Source organism: Bradyrhizobium sp. JR3.5, assembly GCF_054057015.1.
Genome location: NZ_JBSRYV010000001.1, coordinates 2251905 through 2271402, shown reverse-complemented (window position 1 = coordinate 2271402; position 19498 = coordinate 2251905). Strand labels below are relative to the sequence as shown.

Annotated in this window: 31 protein-coding genes; 18 read left to right on the top strand and 13 right to left on the bottom strand. The window is 58.3% G+C overall.

The genetic code is table 11. The annotated features are described in order from the left end of the window. The first annotated feature begins 87 nt into the window (after nt 1-87). The 7 genes from ACVWW1_RS11440 to ACVWW1_RS11410 all read left to right on the top strand — a co-directional run bounded on the left by ACVWW1_RS11440 (nt 88) and on the right by ACVWW1_RS11410 (nt 4830). Nucleotides 88-528: a hypothetical protein gene (locus ACVWW1_RS11440; protein ID WP_456655838.1), complete on the top strand. Its 441-nt coding sequence runs from the start codon at nt 88-90 to the stop codon at nt 526-528. Further along, complete coding sequence (locus ACVWW1_RS11435) at nt 509-1624, top strand: hypothetical protein (protein ID WP_456655837.1); 1116 nt, start codon at nt 509-511, stop codon at nt 1622-1624. Before ACVWW1_RS11440 ends, ACVWW1_RS11435 begins: the two co-directional genes overlap by 20 nt. Before the next feature lie 128 nt (nt 1625-1752). Then, complete coding sequence (locus ACVWW1_RS11430) at nt 1753-2388, top strand: hypothetical protein (RefSeq protein ID WP_456655836.1); 636 nt, start codon at nt 1753-1755, stop codon at nt 2386-2388. A gap of 168 nt (nt 2389-2556) precedes the next feature. After that, nucleotides 2557-3099 (top strand): hypothetical protein, encoded by a 543-nt coding sequence (locus ACVWW1_RS11425; RefSeq protein WP_456655835.1) that lies wholly within the window; start codon nt 2557-2559, stop codon nt 3097-3099. 44 nt (nt 3100-3143) lie between these two features. Continuing rightward, complete coding sequence (locus ACVWW1_RS11420; protein WP_456655834.1) at nt 3144-3827, top strand: hypothetical protein; 684 nt, start codon at nt 3144-3146, stop codon at nt 3825-3827. Between the two features lie 12 nt (nt 3828-3839). Next, nucleotides 3840-4127 (top strand): hypothetical protein, encoded by a 288-nt coding sequence (locus tag ACVWW1_RS11415; protein ID WP_456655833.1) that lies wholly within the window; start codon nt 3840-3842, stop codon nt 4125-4127. A gap of 328 nt (nt 4128-4455) precedes the next feature. Further along, the gene (locus ACVWW1_RS11410) at nt 4456-4830 is read left to right on the top strand and encodes a hypothetical protein (RefSeq protein WP_456655832.1); all 375 of its coding nucleotides are present in this window, start codon (nt 4456-4458) and stop codon (nt 4828-4830) included. Nucleotides 4831-5346: 516 nt separating this feature from the next. On the opposite strand, the gene ACVWW1_RS11405 is transcribed toward ACVWW1_RS11410, so the two are convergent. Next, nucleotides 5347-5523, bottom strand: a complete 177-nt coding sequence (locus ACVWW1_RS11405; RefSeq protein WP_456655831.1) for a hypothetical protein — start codon at nt 5521-5523, stop codon at nt 5347-5349. Nucleotides 5524-5737: 214 nt separating this feature from the next. On the opposite strand from ACVWW1_RS11405, the gene ACVWW1_RS11400 reads away from it, so the two are divergent. Together ACVWW1_RS11400 and ACVWW1_RS11395 are read left to right on the top strand one after the other, a co-directional pair. Continuing rightward, a complete protein-coding gene (locus tag ACVWW1_RS11400; RefSeq protein WP_456655830.1) occupies nt 5738-7681 on the top strand; it encodes a hypothetical protein in 1944 nt (647 codons plus the stop codon). A 139-nt stretch (nt 7682-7820) separates the two neighbouring features. Continuing rightward, the gene (locus ACVWW1_RS11395; RefSeq protein ID WP_456655829.1) at nt 7821-8267 is read left to right on the top strand and encodes an HK97-gp10 family putative phage morphogenesis protein; all 447 of its coding nucleotides are present in this window, start codon (nt 7821-7823) and stop codon (nt 8265-8267) included. Nucleotides 8268-8532: 265 nt separating this feature from the next. Here the strand turns inward: ACVWW1_RS11395 and ACVWW1_RS11390 are convergent, their stop codons facing one another. The 4 genes from ACVWW1_RS11390 to ACVWW1_RS11375 form a co-directional block, all read right to left on the bottom strand. Then, entirely contained in the window at nt 8533-9078 is a 546-nt protein-coding gene (locus ACVWW1_RS11390; protein WP_456655828.1) for a hypothetical protein, read from the bottom strand. Between the two features lie 313 nt (nt 9079-9391). After that, the gene (locus ACVWW1_RS11385; protein ID WP_456655827.1) at nt 9392-10171 is read right to left on the bottom strand and encodes a hypothetical protein; all 780 of its coding nucleotides are present in this window, start codon (nt 10169-10171) and stop codon (nt 9392-9394) included. Between the two features lie 24 nt (nt 10172-10195). Further along, complete coding sequence (locus ACVWW1_RS11380) at nt 10196-10402, bottom strand: hypothetical protein (protein ID WP_456655826.1); 207 nt, start codon at nt 10400-10402, stop codon at nt 10196-10198. A 21-nt stretch (nt 10403-10423) separates the two neighbouring features. Beyond that, a complete protein-coding gene (locus ACVWW1_RS11375) occupies nt 10424-10735 on the bottom strand; it encodes a hypothetical protein (protein WP_456655825.1) in 312 nt (103 codons plus the stop codon). 199 nt (nt 10736-10934) lie between these two features. Here ACVWW1_RS11375 and ACVWW1_RS11370 point away from each other — a divergent pair, with 199 nt between their 5' ends. Together ACVWW1_RS11370 and ACVWW1_RS11365 are read left to right on the top strand one after the other, a co-directional pair. Beyond that, complete coding sequence (locus ACVWW1_RS11370) at nt 10935-11168, top strand: hypothetical protein (protein WP_456655824.1); 234 nt, start codon at nt 10935-10937, stop codon at nt 11166-11168. A 6-nt stretch (nt 11169-11174) separates the two neighbouring features. Further along, the gene (locus ACVWW1_RS11365; protein WP_456655823.1) at nt 11175-11723 is read left to right on the top strand and encodes a hypothetical protein; all 549 of its coding nucleotides are present in this window, start codon (nt 11175-11177) and stop codon (nt 11721-11723) included. On the opposite strand, the gene ACVWW1_RS11360 is transcribed toward ACVWW1_RS11365, so the two are convergent. Both ACVWW1_RS11360 and ACVWW1_RS11355 read right to left on the bottom strand, forming a co-directional pair. After that, nucleotides 11713-11946: a hypothetical protein gene (locus ACVWW1_RS11360; protein ID WP_456655822.1), complete on the bottom strand. Its 234-nt coding sequence runs from the start codon at nt 11944-11946 to the stop codon at nt 11713-11715. The two genes, ACVWW1_RS11365 and ACVWW1_RS11360, sit on opposite strands and share 11 nt — an antisense overlap. A gap of 44 nt (nt 11947-11990) precedes the next feature. Continuing rightward, complete coding sequence (locus ACVWW1_RS11355) at nt 11991-12227, bottom strand: helix-turn-helix domain-containing protein (protein WP_456655821.1); 237 nt, start codon at nt 12225-12227, stop codon at nt 11991-11993. 67 nt (nt 12228-12294) lie between these two features. Between ACVWW1_RS11355 and ACVWW1_RS11350 the strand changes: the two genes are divergently transcribed. Further along, complete coding sequence (locus tag ACVWW1_RS11350) at nt 12295-12705, top strand: hypothetical protein (RefSeq protein ID WP_456655820.1); 411 nt, start codon at nt 12295-12297, stop codon at nt 12703-12705. A 210-nt stretch (nt 12706-12915) separates the two neighbouring features. Here the strand turns inward: ACVWW1_RS11350 and ACVWW1_RS11345 are convergent, their stop codons facing one another. Further along, entirely contained in the window at nt 12916-13125 is a 210-nt protein-coding gene (locus ACVWW1_RS11345) for a hypothetical protein (RefSeq protein WP_456655819.1), read from the bottom strand. A gap of 110 nt (nt 13126-13235) precedes the next feature. Next, nucleotides 13236-13718, bottom strand: coding sequence for a toll/interleukin-1 receptor domain-containing protein (locus tag ACVWW1_RS11340; protein ID WP_456655818.1), 483 nt, complete (start codon nt 13716-13718; stop codon nt 13236-13238). Between the two features lie 439 nt (nt 13719-14157). Between ACVWW1_RS11340 and ACVWW1_RS11335 the strand changes: the two genes are divergently transcribed. The 3 genes from ACVWW1_RS11335 (at nt 14158) to ACVWW1_RS11325 (ending at nt 15138) form a co-directional block, all read left to right on the top strand. Next, nucleotides 14158-14325: a helix-turn-helix transcriptional regulator gene (locus ACVWW1_RS11335; RefSeq protein WP_456655817.1), complete on the top strand. Its 168-nt coding sequence runs from the start codon at nt 14158-14160 to the stop codon at nt 14323-14325. Nucleotides 14326-14603: 278 nt separating this feature from the next. Further along, nucleotides 14604-14861, top strand: coding sequence for a PilZ domain-containing protein (locus ACVWW1_RS11330; RefSeq protein ID WP_176531167.1), 258 nt, complete (start codon nt 14604-14606; stop codon nt 14859-14861). 31 nt (nt 14862-14892) lie between these two features. Continuing rightward, entirely contained in the window at nt 14893-15138 is a 246-nt protein-coding gene (locus ACVWW1_RS11325) for a hypothetical protein (protein WP_456655816.1), read from the top strand. Between the two features lie 12 nt (nt 15139-15150). Here the strand turns inward: ACVWW1_RS11325 and ACVWW1_RS11320 are convergent, their stop codons facing one another. From ACVWW1_RS11320 to ACVWW1_RS11310, 3 genes are all read right to left on the bottom strand, one after another. Further along, nucleotides 15151-15792 (bottom strand): glutathione S-transferase family protein, encoded by a 642-nt coding sequence (locus ACVWW1_RS11320; RefSeq protein WP_456656657.1) that lies wholly within the window; start codon nt 15790-15792, stop codon nt 15151-15153. A gap of 346 nt (nt 15793-16138) precedes the next feature. Next, on the bottom strand, nt 16139-16591 hold the full coding sequence (locus tag ACVWW1_RS11315; protein ID WP_097672220.1) for a VOC family protein: 453 nt from the start codon (nt 16589-16591) through the stop codon (nt 16139-16141). Nucleotides 16592-17380: 789 nt separating this feature from the next. Then, nucleotides 17381-17554 carry a hypothetical protein gene (locus ACVWW1_RS11310; RefSeq protein ID WP_375783207.1) on the bottom strand — a complete coding sequence of 58 codons (174 nt, stop codon included), beginning with the start codon at nt 17552-17554 and terminating at the stop codon, nt 17381-17383. A 176-nt stretch (nt 17555-17730) separates the two neighbouring features. On the opposite strand from ACVWW1_RS11310, the gene ACVWW1_RS11305 reads away from it, so the two are divergent. The 3 genes from ACVWW1_RS11305 (at nt 17731) to ACVWW1_RS11295 (ending at nt 19110) form a co-directional block, all read left to right on the top strand. Further along, nucleotides 17731-18078, top strand: a complete 348-nt coding sequence (locus ACVWW1_RS11305) for a GrlR family regulatory protein (RefSeq protein ID WP_456655815.1) — start codon at nt 17731-17733, stop codon at nt 18076-18078. Nucleotides 18079-18317: 239 nt separating this feature from the next. Then, entirely contained in the window at nt 18318-18503 is a 186-nt protein-coding gene (locus ACVWW1_RS11300) for a hypothetical protein (RefSeq protein ID WP_456656656.1), read from the top strand. A gap of 334 nt (nt 18504-18837) precedes the next feature. Continuing rightward, on the top strand, nt 18838-19110 hold the full coding sequence (locus ACVWW1_RS11295) for a hypothetical protein (protein ID WP_456655814.1): 273 nt from the start codon (nt 18838-18840) through the stop codon (nt 19108-19110). A gap of 115 nt (nt 19111-19225) precedes the next feature. Here the strand turns inward: ACVWW1_RS11295 and ACVWW1_RS11290 are convergent, their stop codons facing one another. Next, nucleotides 19226-19387 (bottom strand): hypothetical protein, encoded by a 162-nt coding sequence (locus ACVWW1_RS11290; protein ID WP_456655813.1) that lies wholly within the window; start codon nt 19385-19387, stop codon nt 19226-19228. Nucleotides 19388-19498: the final 111 nt, after the last annotated feature.

The following is a 19498-nucleotide window of genomic DNA, read 5'->3' as shown; positions in this document are numbered from 1 at the left end:
TTGCGCCTAGCCTTTAGCGTCCGCCAGCAAAAATCGCACTACTATTCAAGCGGGGGTGATGATGACGCTGCAGATGAAGAGGCAATTATGACGCTTGAGCAGTTCAGAGATTCACATTGCGAAACTGAACGCCAGGCTGCGCTCGCCAATGCGTTTGACGGCGCTGTGCTTCATTCCGTGAAGATGGGCACTTCTATTCGGCTCGCCTCAAAATTGGCAAACGCGACGCTACAATTTGGCGGATCCAGAGTCGGTCATAACAATCTCGCCAAGGCAATCGGTTGCAGCCCGCGCACGGTTGCAAAAGCAATTCGCGAATTGCTTGAAAACGATTTTATCTTTTGCGCAGGGTATACCGTAGACGGCGCGCCGATCTACATCGCAAAAATACAGGAACACGCTGAGGCGTATCGCACGTGGCACAAGGCCCGGTGCGAGGCGCAAGCCAAGGCGTTGCGGGCGAATACTGAGTTCGTTCCTCCCGCGTATCGGAAGCGGGAGCGGAAGCTTGAAAACAAGGCGGCGTAAACCCGCAGAACTAGCGCTGCGGCGCCTCGGTGACGACGCGGACGAGGACGGCCGTCTCACTGATGCCGCGCGCAAGCTCTACCGGAAAATCATTGCGAGCTATAATTGGGAGAACGGCTACGCCGAGTGCTCGGATAACTTCGTTACTGACAAGATGGACACTTCGCTCCGTTCAGTGAAGCGCGGGCGCAAGCTATTGTTGGAAACCGAGCGCGTCTCGATTATCCGCAAAGGTGGCAGGCGAGGCACTGAGACGTGGTCTACCCGCTATGACCTGCCTTTCGGCTATCGCGGCTCTGATGAATTTCGCTCGCTCAACGGCGGCGGGCATACCTTGAATTGGCTCGCAACGCCGGTGACATTACCATTTGATAGGCCGCTCCTGCGCAAGTCCCAAAGTGCCAAAACTGCACTTCCCAAAGTGCCAAATTTTCCAATTTCCCAAAGTGCCACGGTGGCACCCAAACCTATTTCTAAAGAAATAGATATCCCGCCCCCTACGGGGAGCGCGGGGCCTGAGGGCCCGCGCGTGGGCGGGAGGAGAGTTACTACAACTACAAGCGCCTCCGCAGGCCCGCCTCCAGGGTACGCGGTCTGGCGTATTGTGCATGCTGAGTACGTCGGCGCGAAGGGGCAATCCGAAGATGAATATGACACGTTGTTGGCACACCTGCGTAGTCAGCGCGGCGGAAAGTTCACGCTTCGTTGCCACGTCGATAGCGATGACTATGCCAGCCTCGAAGCCGCAATGGGTATCGACGGTGAACCGGAGCGACTAGTCGGTAGGGAAGTGGCCATGAGCACCAACCGCGAAGGGCCGAAAACGTTCTGTCGGCCTTACCCGGGGCCGTGGAGGGACCTTACGGTTGTATCCGGTGAATCGCTGGATGACGGTGGCGCAGCGCTGCAAGCCCTGTTCCACGATGAATGCCCAGAGCCGCAGCGCTGGTTACTGGGAGCTGGAGATGCAGCAGCGCTTGCCGAGGCATGCGGCGGGGAGGATGGCGCTGTCGGGGCCCGCTTGAGGTTTCGGTTGATGCCAGACGACTCGCTGGAGTTCAGGTTGCTGGTCGCCAAGCAGGCGGAGGCGGCGTAGCAGGGGGCCGACTCAAACTCTAGCAACCCGCCCGTCGCCCACCGGTTGGGCATTCGCACGCGTTATCCCGCAGATTTTCAGATTATTTTTAGGGCCGCGCAGACGGCCGACATCACGTCGGAGACACCATGCACCACGCCAACGACAACGAGCCACGCACGCCAGCGCAACATAGGGCGGCTGTAGCCCAACAGACCACCACCGGAGAACGCGCCTATCAGGGCGGCTCGTGGCCGCAGGGCAAGCGCCTGCATAAGGCCGGCAACGTCCGCTTACTAACCGGATTGGCGGCCTGGCAGCAATTTAATGCCATGCCGCGCCTGTCCGCCGCGAACGACAATGAAGCAGTCAGCTTTGAGAACGCCGAAACCAGCGTACGCGATGCGGTGAGCGCTGATGAGATCGTGGCGGCGGTCGAGAAGGAAAAGGAGGAACCAGGCAAACACTACCGCGAAGACAGCCAAGAAGTGTTTGTGCGGGGTGAGTGGCGGACTATTGCGAGTACGACTGGCTCAGATCGGCGACATTCGGCAGCGGCGCCCGCCTGGATGGTTGATGATACGAGCGAGGAGGACAAAGCCGCTGGGCTTATTGATCTCCAGCGCGTGCGCCAAAAGCTCGGGAGCGCCGTTTGTATCCTGCTGGACATGGCTGCAGGCGACTCAACGACTGGCGAGATAGCGGACGCAATCGGTGTGAGCCGTGCGAAGGCCGAAAAATATGTTGACGCGGTAATTGAAAAATATTTGCAGGTTGCGGGCTGAGAACCGAAAAAATCCTGCCCCTCGCCACAAGAGGGCAAGGGTAACAACAATAGCTTAGCGCTGGATTCGCTGGCGCACCACCTTTGGCTTCAAGACTTAACGGCTCGGATGTACAGCCGTCTGTCTTTTGTCCAACACACAATCATTTCCAAAAACATAGGTGAGATTATGATTCGCAGCGAAGCGGTCGAAATTCTTGCGCGCCGACTGAACATCAATGCTGGACGCGCCGCCGCTCTCGCACAGCGCGCAGCCGAGTCCGGTTTCTTGCCGCGCGCACGAGGCCGTTATGTCCCTAGGCTCGATGGTCGTGATCTCGCGCGGCTGTTCTTGGCTGTAGTTGCTGATCGGGGGTTGGGGAACGCGGCTGATTCTGTCGTGAAATTCGAGAATCTGGAGAATGAGCACGGCTTGATGCTGGGCGACGTGCTGCGGAATATCCTTGGTTTCAGGACGTTGCCCATTGCCTACGCTAGCGGAGGCTTGATTGTTCGGCTTGATCCTGCTGGCGCGACGCTCGTCGCGGCAGACACCAAGATGCACTTCGGTAGTGGAGTGCCAGAGGAAGCCTCGTCGAAGTCGATAAGCATTCCCGGCGCGACACTTGCAGCAATCGCTTACGAATTCAGCGGTGGATACACCGCAACTGAAGCGGACCACTATGTGGACCACATTGTGGCCCGCCTTATTGGCGTTCGTCACGCGGCATAGCCGGAAGTAAGCGCGCTGCGCTCGATCATACTGGAGATACACACTTGGATAATATCGAAACCATCCGCTCGGTCAGCCCGCGCTATGCCGATCTATTGGAAAAAAACCGCGAGCTTGCGGCGCAACTGGACGAGCTTCTACGACGCGGCCAGGAGTTGACGCAGGCCCGGCACAAACAAGGCGTCGCAACCTGGATAGGTGAGGCGCCGCGCCCCAAACCGCAGCCGGTGAAGCGGCATGAAGGCGCGGAAGCACTGCTTGGTGATCTGCTGCCGCCTCAGCCAGAGCATGAGATTAACCCTCCGCCGTTGCCCGAGGCCTGGGCCGGTGCCGCCGATTGGCGCGCGCTCGACGCGCAGATTGAGGCCATTGCCGAAGCGAAAAAGTTGTTACTACCCGAAATCGAAAGCGCCCGTCGCGAATATTCGCGGATGGCCGCTGAGCGGTATGCGAAGGACTACGCCAAGGTCGTCGCTGCTGTGGTGAAGAGCGCCAAGGCGCTAGGTGATGCTCTGTTAGAGCATCATCAATTCATTGACCAGTTGCGTCTGGCAGGAGTTGAGCGCCGATCTTTGAAGCCGATCAACTTGCAGGCATTTGGCGACTTGGAGGGCGGAACACCACTGTACGAAATTATTCAGCACGCAATTGAGCTTGGTCACGCCGACGAGAAACAGCGTCCGAATTGGAAATTGCCGGCGCCGCTGCCGGTGCTGAGCATTCTTTAAAGGATTTTGAAAATGACGAAGATGACCGACGCCGAGATGCGGAAAATCACCAAGCTCGTAGTTGCCGATTTAGAGCGACGCGTGAAAGACGACGCCGCCAGGCATAAAGCCCGTCCCGAAAACCGGAGTGCCCGCCTGCGGGAGGCAGAAGCGGAAGTGAGGGCGACCGAGCCACGTGACTCGCGCGCCGTCTATCTTGAGATGAGTGTCGACAAGAGGCCAGCAAAGCGCAAGCCCGTGGCGAAGAAGCAGCGTACGCCGAATCCGACCATGAATAGGGCTGCGCTGCTAGCCAAGTAATCAGTTGGAGTCGCAAGCGATGACGACAATGCAGGACGAGTTTGCGGCACAGCTTGCCGAGCTTCAACGCGCGGCGCCCGCCGCGTCAAAGCAATCCCGCGCTGCACGACTAGCAGCGGCGGAGCGTGATTTAGCACCGCGCGAACCAGCGCCACGCCTGACTCCGGACAAGCCAAAAGCCAGGCGAGACCAGCGCTTGGTATGGGCCGAAATGTCCGTACCCAATTAGGTTCACGCCGCGCCGCTCCCGCGCTTGTGAACCGGCGTGCACGATTGGGAACGTCGTGCACGCCAACCAACATTTAAACCAAAGATAGGATCATTTTTCATGCGAGATATTAGCCAGAATCTGGGCTTTGCCCAAACGATCACGCCGGCAGTACAGACGGCTAGTGCCAATGGTTCGAGCGTCGATACGCTGAACTTTGAATCAGCAGCACTTGTGGTTAGCGTCGGCGCCGTTACCGGTGCGTTTTCCGTAAAGCTTCAGGACTCGCCAGACGGCACCACTTTCTCTGACATCGCGCCCGGGCTTCTGGTTGGTGCGCTGCCAGGCACGCTCGTCGCCAACACCGTCATTAAACAGGGCTACTTAGGCAGCCAGAAGTATCTCCGCGCGGTGCTGACATCTGCCGGTGGTACGTCGATCGCCGTCGCAGCCACCATTGTGTTGGGCTCGCCGAAGGTCGCTCCCGTCGCTTAGCGACGATGATGGGCGCGCGCGAACGGGAACAACAGCGCGCGCCCATCAGCTAATGGCCGGGGTAGGGGTAAAAACCCTACAGCCTTCAGCCTTAAAGACCGCTGCCATCCCTCAACGCGCATATCCACAATTCAGACCCCCAGGGTGAAAATTGCCTAGACCACGGGCACCGCTTGCCAAAGCGAAACTTGAAGGCCGAGACGCGAAGAATCCCCAACGTTACCGGAGGCGCAACGATCCAACCGGCGATGCCATTGGCGCCCCACCGTCCTGGCTAACAGAGCCGCAAGCCGTGGCCTGGCGTGAATTCGCTGCGGAACTGCCTTAGGCTCAACGCCTCGCACCGCTGCATCGTGGGAATCGCGTCGGTGTTGCGATCCCGCCTGCAATCAGGCGAGGAGGTTGGCACCAAGGCGTTGAGCTTGTTGCGCCTGTGTTTGGCCTCAATGGGTGCGTCGCCGGAGATGCAAGCAAGGTTAGCTGGGCGCCGGTAGAGGATCCGGACGATTTACTCGATTAACCTCGGGTATCCAGCGAAACGCTCAGCAACGACGCTTTCACCATTGTAGCGGCTCGCGTCCGCTTCAGCGTCTTTGCGATTTTTGTGACGCCGGCTTTCTGCTTCGCGAGTGACTTCAGCGTCTTCACATCGTCCTTCGTCCAGCGACGGACAGTTTTCTTTTTCTTGGCCAACTCGGGCTCCTTCAACTGTTATGAGCCCTTTAGCAACATGCAGCGACGTGCGCAACCCGGGCGTCACGTAACTCTGATCCACGCGCGACCTCGGATGTACAGGCGCGCGGCATTCACGCGCATCGAAGCGCGAAGCGCGAGAGCGGACGGCTCGCGCTAGGAAGCCCGCATGGGCTCTACGTCCGGATCATGAAAATATACAGGTTAGCTTTTAATGCCGACTCCCGATCAAATTGCATCACCATTCCGCGCCGCTGGTTCTCTTGCGCTAGACCGGCGCTATGGTGGCAAGATCTCATCGTATGACTGCTTACCGATTCACGCGCTTGGCGACAATTACACGCTTGAGGGCAACGGAATCGTTACTTCATTGCCTGCGCTTCCTGTTGGTGAAACCGTCACACTGCGAATTATGGGTACGCCAACATTCGTCAATTCCGCGCAACTGATTTGCCCCGGCAATCTGAACTATACGGCGTCTTCTGGAGATGTGGTCATTGCTCGGTCGGAGGGTGACGGAGCCTGGAAAATAATCAAGCTGGGCGGCGATTTGCTGTCTAAGAATAATCTTTCTGATGTTGCGAATAAGGCAACCGCGCGGATTAATCTTGGCGTCAGAGGGGTGTTAACGCCGGAACAGTTCGGCGCTGTCGGCGATGGCGTGACGGATGACACGGCGGCATTTACTGCGCTTGCCGCTGCGATAAATGCCGCACCGTACGGTGTTGTGGTCGAGTTCGGTTTCGGAAAGAATTACCGAGTCTGGACAACCACACCAGCAACGCAAAGCGTTCTGATGTCGCTTTCCGGCGTGAACGGCCTCAAGATCAACTTCAACGGAAGTCAGATCACCAACCCGATCAATTTCGGGACCAGCAACATTATCCTGTACTGGTTCCTGCTATTGAATTGCCAGAACGTGGAGATCAACGGGCCATCCTTTGATCAGGTGAATTACCACACGCTGGATTCAAACTACGGGTGCCATGGGATTTATCTTCAGGATTACTGCCGGGGCATTCGCATTAATAATTTAGTTCAGAATGGCGGTATCACCGGAGTTGCCGTGACACGGTCTGCCTCGTTCAATCGGGGCCTCCGCGCGCGAGACATCTTCATGTCGGGCGACTTCACGAACGTCTATTACCCGGCAAACTTCCAGAAGAACGGTGACGAGGCTGAACTGCGTTATCGCAGCCGCAACGCCGGCCGGTCGTATTTCGCCTACAACGTCCGGCAGCATGAAGTTGTTCTAGATAGCCAGAGCGCTGGTGCGTTCGATGACTGCCTCCTAAAGGTCTATGCCGATCCTGCCGAAAGCAACGGCGAGAATACGCTGTCCGAGATCGACCTGCATTACACCAACTTGGGTAGGCAGGTTTCGAATCCGAACACCGGCAGCCTGGTCCGGCTCGGAATCGATCAGGCAACCACGACTACGGCCGCTGGGTTCCTGCGAAACATCAAACTAACGTTTGATGTCGACACGGGCTCTTTCAGCAACCCGCCTCTGGTGGCGACCACCAAAGCAACGTCAACTGGCGCTTCTGACACGACCGCTCGGGGCCACATCATCTCAAACATCGAATTGTCCGGTTACATTAATTGGGGATCGACCACCACTGCATCGTTGGAGCTGTTTACCAACAGCGGCACCGAAAGCCTGGGCGACTTCTCAGGCGATACGGTCGAGATGATCACGTTCCGGAATTTCAGCCTTTACGGCGCGTCTGCCCCATTCAACATTAACGCAGCTTGCATCGACCGTGGCTTGAGGTTCGAAAATTGCTTCATCACGGGAACGATGAGCTTTGGAACACTTCCGCAAAAGCTGCTCGATGCGTCCGCTAACGTTTCCGGGACAGTCAAGTCGTTCTCTGAATCCGGCACGCCGGGAAGCGCTGGTTATCAAGCATACCGTCGCCTCCCGGATGGTGGTGTGGAGGCTTGGGGCCTGACTTCGGCCACCTCTGGCGCCAATACGGCAGTTTCCTTCCTGCTCGTGTTTGCTGCTGTGCCGACCGTAACTTGTTGCAGCACTGCCGCTGGAACGGCTTCGCCTGTTAACGCCACTTCTGCGACAACCTCAGGGTTCTCTATCAACAACCCCGGCGCCTCAACAGTTGTCGTTGCGTGGCACGCGAAGGGGTACGTCTAAATATGTCAAATGACCTTGTGGTCCAGCTCGGCGCCAAGCTGGACCAATTCCAGAGCATTCGCGCGATCAAACCTCACCTGCAAGATAAGGCACACGGCTAATGAGTAGAAATCCCAGCGTCGATAGATTCAGAAACGATATGCATGACCTGGCCGTGCAGATGGCAAAGGACGTGCATGCGACGCTGTCGCTCCAGGCAGACGAGCTGATTGAGAATATGGGTGACGCTATTGAACACAGCGTTACCGGAAACCTCAAGAAGTCGCTGCGCAAAAAGGACGTTACGCAGAAGTTCGGCGATATCGAGCGGCCAACGATTCTTGTGATGGCGGGCGGTCCTCTTACGACGAAGTACGAAAAGTCAGGACCACACGACTACGCGATTGACGAGGAGTACGGGACTCGCAAGGAGGCCCCCCGTCCATTTTTTTGGAGCACGGCAAGGCGCTACAAGGCGGGCAAATTCATGAAAGATCTGTTTGAATCGGTTGAGGAAACGATAGAGCGTAACAATCATATGCGACAAGCACGCGCAGATAGCAATTACACGTCCGGAAATCTAACCGTAAGATACCGGTATATGTAATGGGTGGCGCAGACAGATCGATTGAGTGGACGTTAGCTGCGTACTCCATCCCAGGGCTACAATAAAGCCCAACGGTGGTGAGGAAACTGTGCCGCCACCGAGCACAAAGCGGCGATGGCTCAGCACAATGCCGAGTTGCCCATGCGCGTTGTTGCGGCTGTCAATGATGCGAAGTCGAGGAGGGTGCTGGCGTGAGGGGGCGTACAACTCGATGGCTCGCGAAGGGTGGGAAAGCCGTTGATGGCTTCTAAAATCTGCCAGAGCCTTAGTCTCTGGTCACTCCTATTACGACCCCGTTCCCGTCAAACGCGAACGTTCTACCGTATGCGGCCAGCGTGCGTGCCTTGCGCCACTCTTTCTTGAGCTTGTTGAATCCAAGCACAGCCGCAACGCCGGCGGCCGCGACCCACCCAAAGGGAGTGAGCAGTACTACGGCCGCACCGAACCCCACCAAGCCCGTCACTATTGGGAGAAGCTCGTTTTTGCTGCTCTCTCTGGAAGCTATCCATTTCCTTCGGTCTACATCGCTAGTAGTCCAGCCGCCCGAGGCACTATATCCATAGTACAGATCAATCGCCTTGCGATCGTCATCCGAAATAGACTCCCTTTCGACTTTGACAAATCGGACGGTGTGTTCTGTTGGCCCAGCTTCAAACAGGCACTCTAGGCTTGCCGCGATGCCGTTCAGGGTTGTGCGGGCGAAAGCATCAGAACGATCCGGGAAAATATCCGCAAAGACACGATCACTGAGATCAAATGTCTCATTTGGGGCGAGCGATTTTAGCTTGGCTTTCACGTCGCCTTCGGTCATGGCCGCCAACGCTTGCGCATATTGGGTAAAAGACGTCAGCCTACGATATCTGCATTAATGCATTAATTGTGCGTTAAGATCGGATGAGATGGGTCTCGACTCAGGAGCACTGCACAACCTTCGCGCGCCAGACGTTGGGCTGCGTAGCGCTGCTCGATCAATTCTCGCGCGGTAATTCCGCGATTGCCTTGCGGAGCATGATCTCGACGCAACGAGCGCAGATCAGTTCGCCGTCTCCAGCGGGTGGAGAACGGCGAGTTCTTGGCGCGAATTCTTCTTCACAGTGATCGCAGCGGACGGACATGTGTTTCGTCTATTCTTCCCCTCTGGCTTTTTTGGCTGCCTGTCTAGCCTTTTGGGCGTCAATGAGTGGGCCTGGATCTTGGTTCATTGGATTTATGACGCTAGAGAGGCGCTTTGACACGTGGAATAAATCGTCGCGCCAGTCCTCAAGTGTTTCGGCAAAGCCGCGGTGCAAGGTCTCTGCTAGGTCGTGCGATATCGCTTTGTCCATCTCCATGTTGCGGTTCTCGCCACCCCTGGCTCTGGTCATCACCAAGACGACATCTGCTGCGATATCCGGTGGCAGAAGGCCTAGGTTGTCGATGTTCGCTTTGTAGACAGGGGCGTCGAATGTTGCGAATGACATCGACTTTGCGATGGGAGGAATGCCTCTCTTACCCATCTCTTTTGCAATAACTGCAAACATCTTATTTGAACGCGACATCTCTTGTATTTGATAGTGGAGCGCATACACCTCAGCCCACAAGGCATTTGCAAGAGAGTTTAGCCGTTTTTCTGCTTCTTCTAGTTGCCTGATGCGGTCAAGTTCGACCTGGTGGAGACGAGCTTCACGGTCAAGCTCAGATTGATTGCGCTGAGATCGAATTAGATTAGTGAATCCCCGACGTGCTTGTTGTCCAATGATCGCAAGACCAATAATTGCGCCGCACAGTGTCGCTGTGCCGGGATCAATCTTCCAACTCGACTGCGTATAGGCCCAGACAATGTTGAGAGCGAAGATTCCAAGCGTCGCAGCTAGGGCGACCCGGAGCTCAATGGGCAGGCGTAGCAATCGGCGTGCTGACCACACGGAAGTTGTCCTCACCCGAGTTGGCTAAAGCCCGCGACGCCCGATCCATTCCTCGTATGGTTGATTTTCGAATCTCGTGACCACGCGCTTGAAAAGATCATCTGCAGCTTCCTCGTTGCCATCGAGAATGGTGATAAGCGCGAAGTGATCGGTGAACCTTTCTCCACCTTTAGCGATTGCGTGAGCCATGACCTCGATCTTTGCGTACCCATCTTCAAATATTCTCTTCATGTTGCGTTTTTCTTTGCTGGGCTATTTCGTCACCCGCACGTCGCCGTAATCCGCGTCCATCGGCCGCTCACCGTCAAAATCCGTGTGAGCGAGCAGGGCGCCGATGCCAAACAATACCATGCCCCCAATCCACACCAGGCAGGTTGCCGTCAAATAGGCGGACGTTCCAACGCCAATGTTGCCGGTGAGACCAAACAGCGTGCCGGCGTTGAACAACAGTCCGACGGCTCCCCACAGCCAGAACAGGACGGCCAGAAATCCCTTTGAAGCGCCGTGGTTGCTTCTCAGTCGAAATGTGCGCTCCCAATCTTCCTTGCGTTTAAATAGGCTCATCAAATCCCCCTAGACCCGTCGCAACTGTAGATCGATGCAAGCAAAGCGAGCAACTAGCCTTTGGAGTGGCGGACCAGCTGGCAGTTAAGTTGGAGCACTTTATCCGCAACTATTTGACATCTTTGGACATCCAATACTTGAAAGCGCAAGCGTGAACCCCCTATGGTTGATTGAGGATATTATTCAAGGGGGAAAGACAATGGCTGCGGCAGGTCACGGTCTTCTGATCAAGTACGGACTCGCAAGCGAGCCAGGTGAGGCGCAGACGCGTCGTTGGGCTGGACGCGTTCGAGAGCTGGTTGGTAAGGGCCTCTCACGCGACGCTGCGGGCGAAGCCGCAGCTAAGGAGATCTTCACCGATTACCGGACTCGGGTGTACGCCTCGGAAGGTGATACGATAGAGACACTGCTGCGTCTTGCTGAGCAAAAGTAGGCGTCGTTGGAGAAACTAATTGCATTTGTGACGGCAAACTTTGCGCCGCTGCAGCTGGCTGCTGGCGCTGTGCTCGGATTCCTTGCCACACGATTCACAATGACGAAGAAGGAAAGGCTAGATTTCAGGCGCCAGCTTTCCGAAAATGGCAAAAGCCTGATGCTTGCACAGCAGGAAAGGTATCGAGATTTCATGGATACCTTCGAAAAGTACTTAAATAAAAAAGGCGATCCAACGCTTGATGATTTTTTGGCGATCTCGAGAGTGGGCGATAATTATTTCCAGCAGCAGAAGATCATAAGCAACGCAATTTTGGCTGACCAGGTTGATAGACAATCTAGAGATTTGACGCTGGTCCCTCGCATTGTTGAGGCGGTTAATGCGAACCTTCCTAGCTTCTATCGCGTGCTGCAGAATATCGCGGCAAGAAACGGCTTCGCGTATTCCGGGGAATTACGACGCGAGAACTACGAAGCAATGTACGCAGTGGCAGAAAAATACGGCAAACTGAATTATCGCGATGCAACAGTGGATCAGCGAGACACTACTTTTTAATCGAATGCTCCTGCATGTAGCGCGCAGCACGAACACGCGCCCGCTCCAGCCTTGCCTCGCGATCCTTGGCTGCAGCTAATTCAGACTCTAGCCGCTCGTAGATAGGCAGGTATGCGTCACCATCCTTGCCAGCCTTGTGCATAGCCAGCGCAACGCGGTCCAGGCACCATTCCCAGTCTGCGGCGGTGGGCGGAGTGCTGTAGTCCACAGATCGTTTGGCCATTGTGATCCGCCTCCCGCGCTCATTGTGCGGAGCGGGGGGGGGCGTCAACGCTTCGCCAACCTCACGCCCGGTCCGCCGTCAATAGATTGGCCGTCATCGAGGAAGATCACGCCGGCAGATTCGAGGGCGGCGCGGATGGCGGCTATCGAGTGGCCGGGCGCCGTCGCATCAGTCTCGACTCTGGTCACGGTGTTTCGGTGCACACCCGATTTCTCAGCGAGGTCGCGGACGGTCCAGTTCAATAAACCGCGTGCAGCCCTAATTTGTGCGCTTGTCACCATGGTTAATTCCTGTATAGTGCATTTGTCACCATGAAGGTGACGAGTGCACACTATAGGAACCCGCCTAATGCTGCAAGCTGCCTCGCTTCCTTCCCAGGAACCCACCACGACTAGCCTTTCCCAGTTTCTCTACACCCACGAAAAACTCCGTAACCTAGCTCGAGGCCCGCTGCCCCGGCAGATCGTTGATGAGATGACCGACACAGCGTGCGGAATTGCCGAAAAGATGCTCGAAGCGCCGGCCGCAGACTGGCATCAACTTGTCAGGAAAGTCCAAGTGCTGCTTGAGGAACTGTCCGACGAGGCGCAATGGATCGAGAAGATCAAAGATACCCTCCGCGAAGATGAGGCGCGCCTTTCGCTGGCCGAGGCGGCAGAGCAGCAGCCCTTCTTTGGGGCGCGATGCTCGTCCTATCCGGCCTGCAGCGGAGGCTGCGGCCTCGGATGCAGTCACGAGATGGCCGAGGCGGCAGAATAAAACACTATCGGCGGCCAAGCATGGCCCTTGACCCCGATCAACCCCCTGTCGCCGTAGCGGCCTCACCCGCAGGCGATCAGGAAAAGCGGGCCTGTACATACATCGTACAGGCCCGCTGTCGACTCTAGGCGCGGCATCGCCGGCCAGTATCAAGGCTGGTTTCTAAGCTTCTGGTTCTACACCCATAATTATGGCGCTTCTAGCATCGCCTTAGCCCGCGCTATTTTGCTGATCTTTGTACAAGGTTCTAAACCCGTCCATGTCGAGACGCCCGTGCTCGGGCGTCTGCACGTACTCGATACGGACGTCGCTGCGTATAAGGTTTTCAGCCTCAGCAAGGGCCTCTTTGGCCGTCGCTTTCTCAACGGTGAACTGCTTCTTATCATAGTCCATCCAACGACAGTGGATGATGTAGGTCATGGCCGTGATTCCTGAGATCGGGACAGTGTTGGGGTCAACTGGTGGGCCCATAGCCGAAGCGTCCCCACGTGCTCGGGAAATGCCGGAATCCCCGGGGCAGGGCAATAGATCTACAAGGCGACGACCTCGGCGAGTTTGGCTGCGACGTCCGCCATCGTATTTTCTGCAGTAACAGTCAGGCCGCTTCGCGAGGCGAGCATGGGGCTGACATCGCGGAGAGCTTCGAACGTGGTGCCGTACGCCACGGGAACGAGTTGGTCACGTGCTAGGAGTACCGATAATTCTTTGTCGGCGATGCCCTCTCCTTCGAGGCGGCTCAGCAGCGCAGGGGTTACCAGTACGATCCCGATTCGCGATTTCGCCAATCCCTTGTCGATTTCGCGGAGCAACGACGTGCCGAGGGCGACGTCCTTCTCGCTGAACCAGACCTTGACACCGCGCGCCTCCAGCAGATCGTGCAGCTGCTTGGCAGACCCTTGACGGTCGTCCCACGCATGGCAGAGGAAAATGTCCCGAAGGTCAGGTGATGGCGCTCGCTTTTCGACGGTATCGCGGATCGGCGTGAGTGTCTGCACCTCGGTAGGCGTGTACATCACGGACGAACCGGGGCGCGACCACTTCGCCCGTACACGGCCGCCTGACCCGCCGCTGCTGCTTCGACCGCTGCCGCTGCTCGACGAGGAGTAGGACGGAGTGTATGTCGGTGTGTAGGACGGCTGGTACCCGTAGCTATTATAGCGGCGACCCCAGCTGCCACGACATGCCGGGCAGGCCGCTGCAGCGCTCGCTGAGCGATGGCCCTCTACTGGTGCGGTACATCTAGCCATTTTGCCGAATTCCTGAGAATCTGGGCTCGCGAATCAATGCAAGCAGGTTGCATTAATGTGTACCCTGCAACCGGCCGGTTCCATAGCCGTGGTGGCGCGTTATCCTCTCTTTCCGCCCGCGCGATTCGCGGTTGTGGAAATAGGGATTACGAGATGGGTGACGCAAACACAGTGGCAACAGCCCCCCGCAAGATGCTGGCTGGGCATGAGCCAGGTGCTGGCATTGGTGCCATTCAGCCGGCGCACGCTTTATAGGGAAATGGACGAAGGCCGTTTCCCCAAGGCGCGCGAGATCGCGCCACGGCGCATTGCCTGGTACGAGGACGATGTCACCGCGTGGCAGGAGGAGTTGGACAAGAAGGTCTTACGATAAACGTAGATACACTACGTAGATACACGCTCAGAGCGCAGAAAAATAAGCAATTGAAATATAACAAGAAAGCCACGTGTAATTTCTGGTTTCATTCCGCTAGGGAGCGCCATCGGCGCCAAACCGGAAATCCAGCAGACGCGAGCGAATTATCGCGCAGGCGGACGCCTTGCCATGCGGCTCGGCGGACTGTGAACAACGGCACAATCACCGCAATCCGCCACGATTTCGCAACCCTTTGTAAAGCCCGCGGCGATAGGCGTGAGGCTGGGGATGATGTGATGGCTTTAGGGTCCAAGAAGCGCGAAACGCGCAAATCGCTGCGTCAATCCGGCTGGATCACGCTTGACGGCGGATTCGCCGCGCGGCCGTGCGTGGTCGAGGACATGTCCTCGTCGGGCGCAAAAATCACCGTGCAGGACAACAACACGCTGCCGGCCAAGCTGCGGCTGGCGTTTTCGCGCGACGCTCGCACCGGGCGCGCCTGCGAAGTGGTCTGGCGCGAGGGCAAGACGTTCGGCGTCAGATTCGTGCGCTAGCCTGATCCGGCCACGCGCGATAAAAGGCCGGATGCGCAAGACTTGGTTCGCCGTCATCGCCGTCCTGCTTCCCGCCGCTGCATTCGCGCAAGCCGGCGACCGGCGCAATTTCCAGACGCCGCCCGATGCCGGCAAAACCCTGCCGTCGAAATCCGCGACGCGGAGCAATCCCTGCTCCTCGTACGGGCCGGGCTTCGTCAAGGTCGAGGGCTCCGACACCTGCGTGAGGTTAGGTGGCGCCATCAGTGTCGGTGCGGGGGTGTCCAGCGGCCGCTGAGCGGCTTGCTGCTCACGACATCGGCGGCGCGACGATGCGCACGAAGGCCGGCCGTTGCGCGATCTCGCCGAACCAGCGCTCGAGATGGGGCAGCTTCGGCTTCGTGACGCCCTCGACACCGAACCAGCGCCGCGCAAAGGCACCGAGCGCGATATCAGCGATCGTGAACTGATCGCCCTCAACGTAGCGGCGGGTTGCAAGCTGCGCCTCGACGACGCGCCACACCATGCCCGCGGCATCGGCGTCCTTCTGGAGCTGGACCATGTCGCGCTTGTCCGGCGCCGTGCGCACCAGTCCCCAGAACAGCGGGCGCTCGACCGATTGCAGCGTCGACAGCGTCCAGTCGAGCCAGCGGTCAACGGCGGCGCGCGCCTTCGGCGCCTGCGGATAGACCGGCGAACTCTGGCCATAGGCCAGGCAGAGATAGCGCATCACCGAATTGGATTCCCACAGCACATAGTCGCCGTCGACCAGCGTCGGAACGCGGCCATTCGGATTCATCGCGAGATAGTCCGCCTGATCGTTCTTGCCGAACTGCATGCCGGCATCGATGCGATGATAGGGCAGGTCAAGCTCGGCAAGACACCAGAGCACCTTCTGCACATTGACCGAATTTGGCCGGCCCCAGATCGTCAGTTGCGGCTTGCTGTCCATCACGCGTTTCTTTCCGCTGTTGTGCTTTGCGCGCGTTCTTAGCCGAGCCGTCGGGGAAATGCGCGGGGTGAATTGTACCGAGTTCAAAAAAGAGGCTCCGCCGCAATGCGGCAGAGCCTCGTCGATCTCAGTCAAAGCGCAGTCAGTGTCCGAACAGCAACCACAGCACGATGATCACCGGGATCGGCACACCCAACAGCCAAAGCAAAAGTCCTTTTCCCATCTCCTCGCCTCCTCGCATTCGTGTGAGAAGGCAACGTCAACCGCTGCGCCATGTTCCTCGCGATCGCTCCGCGTTTCACCGATGGAGATACGCGGATTAGGAACGTGCGCGCGTGCGCGGCGTTTACCAGTGCCCGGTGTTCGGCATCGAGGCCCATGGCTCGGCCGGCGCCTTCGGATCGCCCTTCTGCAGGATCTCGATCGAGTGCAGGTCGGGCGAGCGCACGAACGCCATGTTGCCGTCGCGCGGCGGACGATTGATGGTGACGCCCATCTTCATCAGCTTCTCACAGGTCGCGTAGATGTCGTCGACCTCGTAGGCGAGATGGCCGAAATGGCGGTCCTCGCCGTATTTCTCCTCGTCCCAATTGTAGGTCAGTTCGACCAGCGGCGCGCCGCGGCTTTGCGGCAGCGACTTGAGCAGATGGAGATCTTCCTCCGCGCAGAGAAACACCAGCGTGAAGCGGCCCTTGTCATTGTCGATGCGGCGCACTTCCTTCAGCCCGAGCGCGTCCTGATAGAATTTCATCGCGACGTCGAGATTGCGGACGCGCAGCATGGTGTGCAGATAGCGCATTTTCTTGTCCTCCTGGTAATTCAGAGATTTTGTTTTGGCTCGGGCGAGACGCGCCAAGAAATAGCAGCAAAACGCGGCGCGGGGCAGGGGCCTGCACGACTTTTGCTACCGCTCCGGGCGGCTGCGTTCTCAAGCTTTCGCGAGCCTTCGCGCATTGAGCGACTGCGACACGCTCATGCCGCGCGCGATACGGGAAAGCCCCGCCCAGGAAAATTCTGGAACGGGGCTTTCGTGGTCGAGCCTTGGAGGCACGGCCCTCTATCTCATCGAATGCCCATCACTGCCAATCAAGGACGCGCGAGGTTGGACCTCCTCTAAAAAGGCAAACCCCGCGAGTGGACTCGCGAGGTCTGATACCGGCCGACCTTGGGGAGATCGTGCCGGCAACCAGCCATCTCATGGTGCGCGCGCCGGCAAGTTCCAGCATGCCCGAAAATAGAAAGCCCCGCAGGCTGGATGCGGGGCTTTCCCAGTTGACGGACTGGGGATCTCTCAGGGCGTGAGCCGTCAACTGTTGGGGACCAAACTTAAAGTTGAATTTGTAAAATGCAACAGCGCCGCGTAGACGGAATATGCTCGTCCCACAGCGCTGCGCCAAACGCTGGGCCCTGAAATCCCCAGCGCAGTTTTGTCTTGCCGCTGCGTAAAAGGTTCAAAGGAAAAGCCCGGGGAGCGCGGATTTGCGGGGGCGTTCAGGGCCGGCCTGGCGGTGGGCCCCGGATCACGCGCGATGTGCGCCGGCGCGCGCCGCCGCGCGTGCAATGCAAACGCCGTTGGCCGGTTGCGATCTCACACCTTGATGTCGAGAAGGGTCTCGACGGCGTCGCGGTCGGCCTTGTTCTTGGCGGCGAAGACGTCGAGCACATCCTCGCTGATGATGCGCGGCTGCTCCTTCGCCGTTTGATCGACGACGAGCTGCACCCTGGCTTGCGTCACTTCGACAGGTACGGGGTAAACGAGCATCGCTCCCTCCCTCCGGCCATCGAACCCTGTCAGGGCTTTCTTAACGATTTGTAAGCGCGTGGACCCGCGCTTTCGGTTCGAATCGGCGGCCGGGCGGTATCGGGTATCGGGCCCCGCTCGCCTGCCGCCCGGCTTGGCGCCATACTGCGGGCCTTTGGGACCGGACGGCGCGATCGATGAGGAACGGGCTCTATTCGATCCATATCCATATGATGGACGGCGTGCGGGGCCGCGACAGCGGCGTCCTGATCCTGCGCGATGGTCTGCTGATCGGCGGTGGCCCGCATTTCTGGTCGATCGGGGCCTACACGGCCGGCGAGGGCACCTGGAAGGGGCATCTCAGAACCAACCAGCATTCCCCGTTTTCCGACCCGTTCGCCCGACCGCTGTTCGCCGGCCAGGAGGTGGCGAGCGGCTTCTCCGGCACTTTCAGCGGTGACGCGGCCGAAGTGTTCGGGACCGTGCTGGTCGGGACCCGCAGCCTGAGCTTCCGGGCCACCTTGAAAAGGCTGGCCGACGCCTGATTGGGCAGGGCTGTGGACGAGTGCGCAGCAAGCTTCGCATTCTGTTTGGCAAATCGACCTGTTGCGGTTGTGGATTTGCTGCGGACAAGCGCGGGATATCGTTGTGGATGGTTGTCGCGACAATGAGGCATCCGAACGCTGCCCGACCGGGCCACCGCTAACCCTACCGGGTTAGGTTAAGGGCAGTATCGCGTTGTCACCACCTGCGATTGCAGTAGGGATGGTTGCAGGTGACCGCCATGATGCCATCGTTCCATAGCGCTGACAGACCGACCCACCGGCGCGTGATGGTGGTGGGCTTGCTGTTCTGTTCCGCCTTTGTGGCGATCAGCTTCTGGCTTCGGCCGCAGCCGGAGAGTGGCAAGGCGCTTGTGAAGGCGGACCGGCTGGTCCGCACGGCGGGAGAGGCGCGGACGTCAAACTAGAGGAAATCAAACTGGGGGGAGATCAAACCGAAATCGGCAAGCCGAGCCGCGGCCCGGCGCTTAGTCCGGCAGCTTCCCATTCGGATGCTTGTGATACATCGCGATGCCGATAAAGCCGGCAAAGCCCATCACATTCAGCAGTAGTTCCATCCACGCCGGCATCGATGCCAACCTCGCTCACGGCAGATGTAATCCTTGAGGTTGTGTTTTTGTTCCCGCGCTAACCGATGGTAGCTTTGCGCTATCGCATGGCTGCGGAACCCGAACAGGCGTTTTGCTGCAACCATCCCATTGCGCCCGCGTTGGTGCACATAACCACGTGAGGAGGTTGCGCATGAAAAAGACATTGGCAGTTCTGGCAACGGTTGCGACGGTTGGTGCGACGATGGTCACGGCGCCGGCCCAGGCGCGCGGAATCGGTCCTGGCCTGGCCTTCGGTCTGGCCGCCGGCGCACTCGCTGCAGGCGCGGCCGGCGCGTATTACGGCCCACGCTATTACGAGCCCGGCTACGGTTATTATGGCCCGCGTTACGGCTACTACGATGACGGATACGCCTACTATCGCGGTCCGTACTATCGGCACCACTACTACCGCCACTACTGGTAGCGGCGACGAGCCCGGAGCATATCGCTCCGGGCTTTCTCAACTGCGCGTCATGGTGTGATCGCGCGGATGCGCGTTGGCATCGATCGTCCGGCGAGCGCACGCGGTCGGCGCGGCATCAAACGCTCTTGCGCTGCAATCCACTCCAGACATTGCCGAGCGTGTTGTCGTAATATTCCTGGCGATCGCGCTCGAACTTCTGCTGCGTCGCGCGGAAGCTGGCAACGCGTGCGACGATCTCTTCGCGCTCGCGCGCGGCACTGTCTTTCTGATCGGCCATTGCCCATCCTCTTCGTCATGGTCCTATCCCCGCCGCGCATTGGCATCAGTGAATTGGGCGTCAATGCGGAGCAGACTTTGCAGGATTGTGATGAAGCCAAGGCAGCCGAAA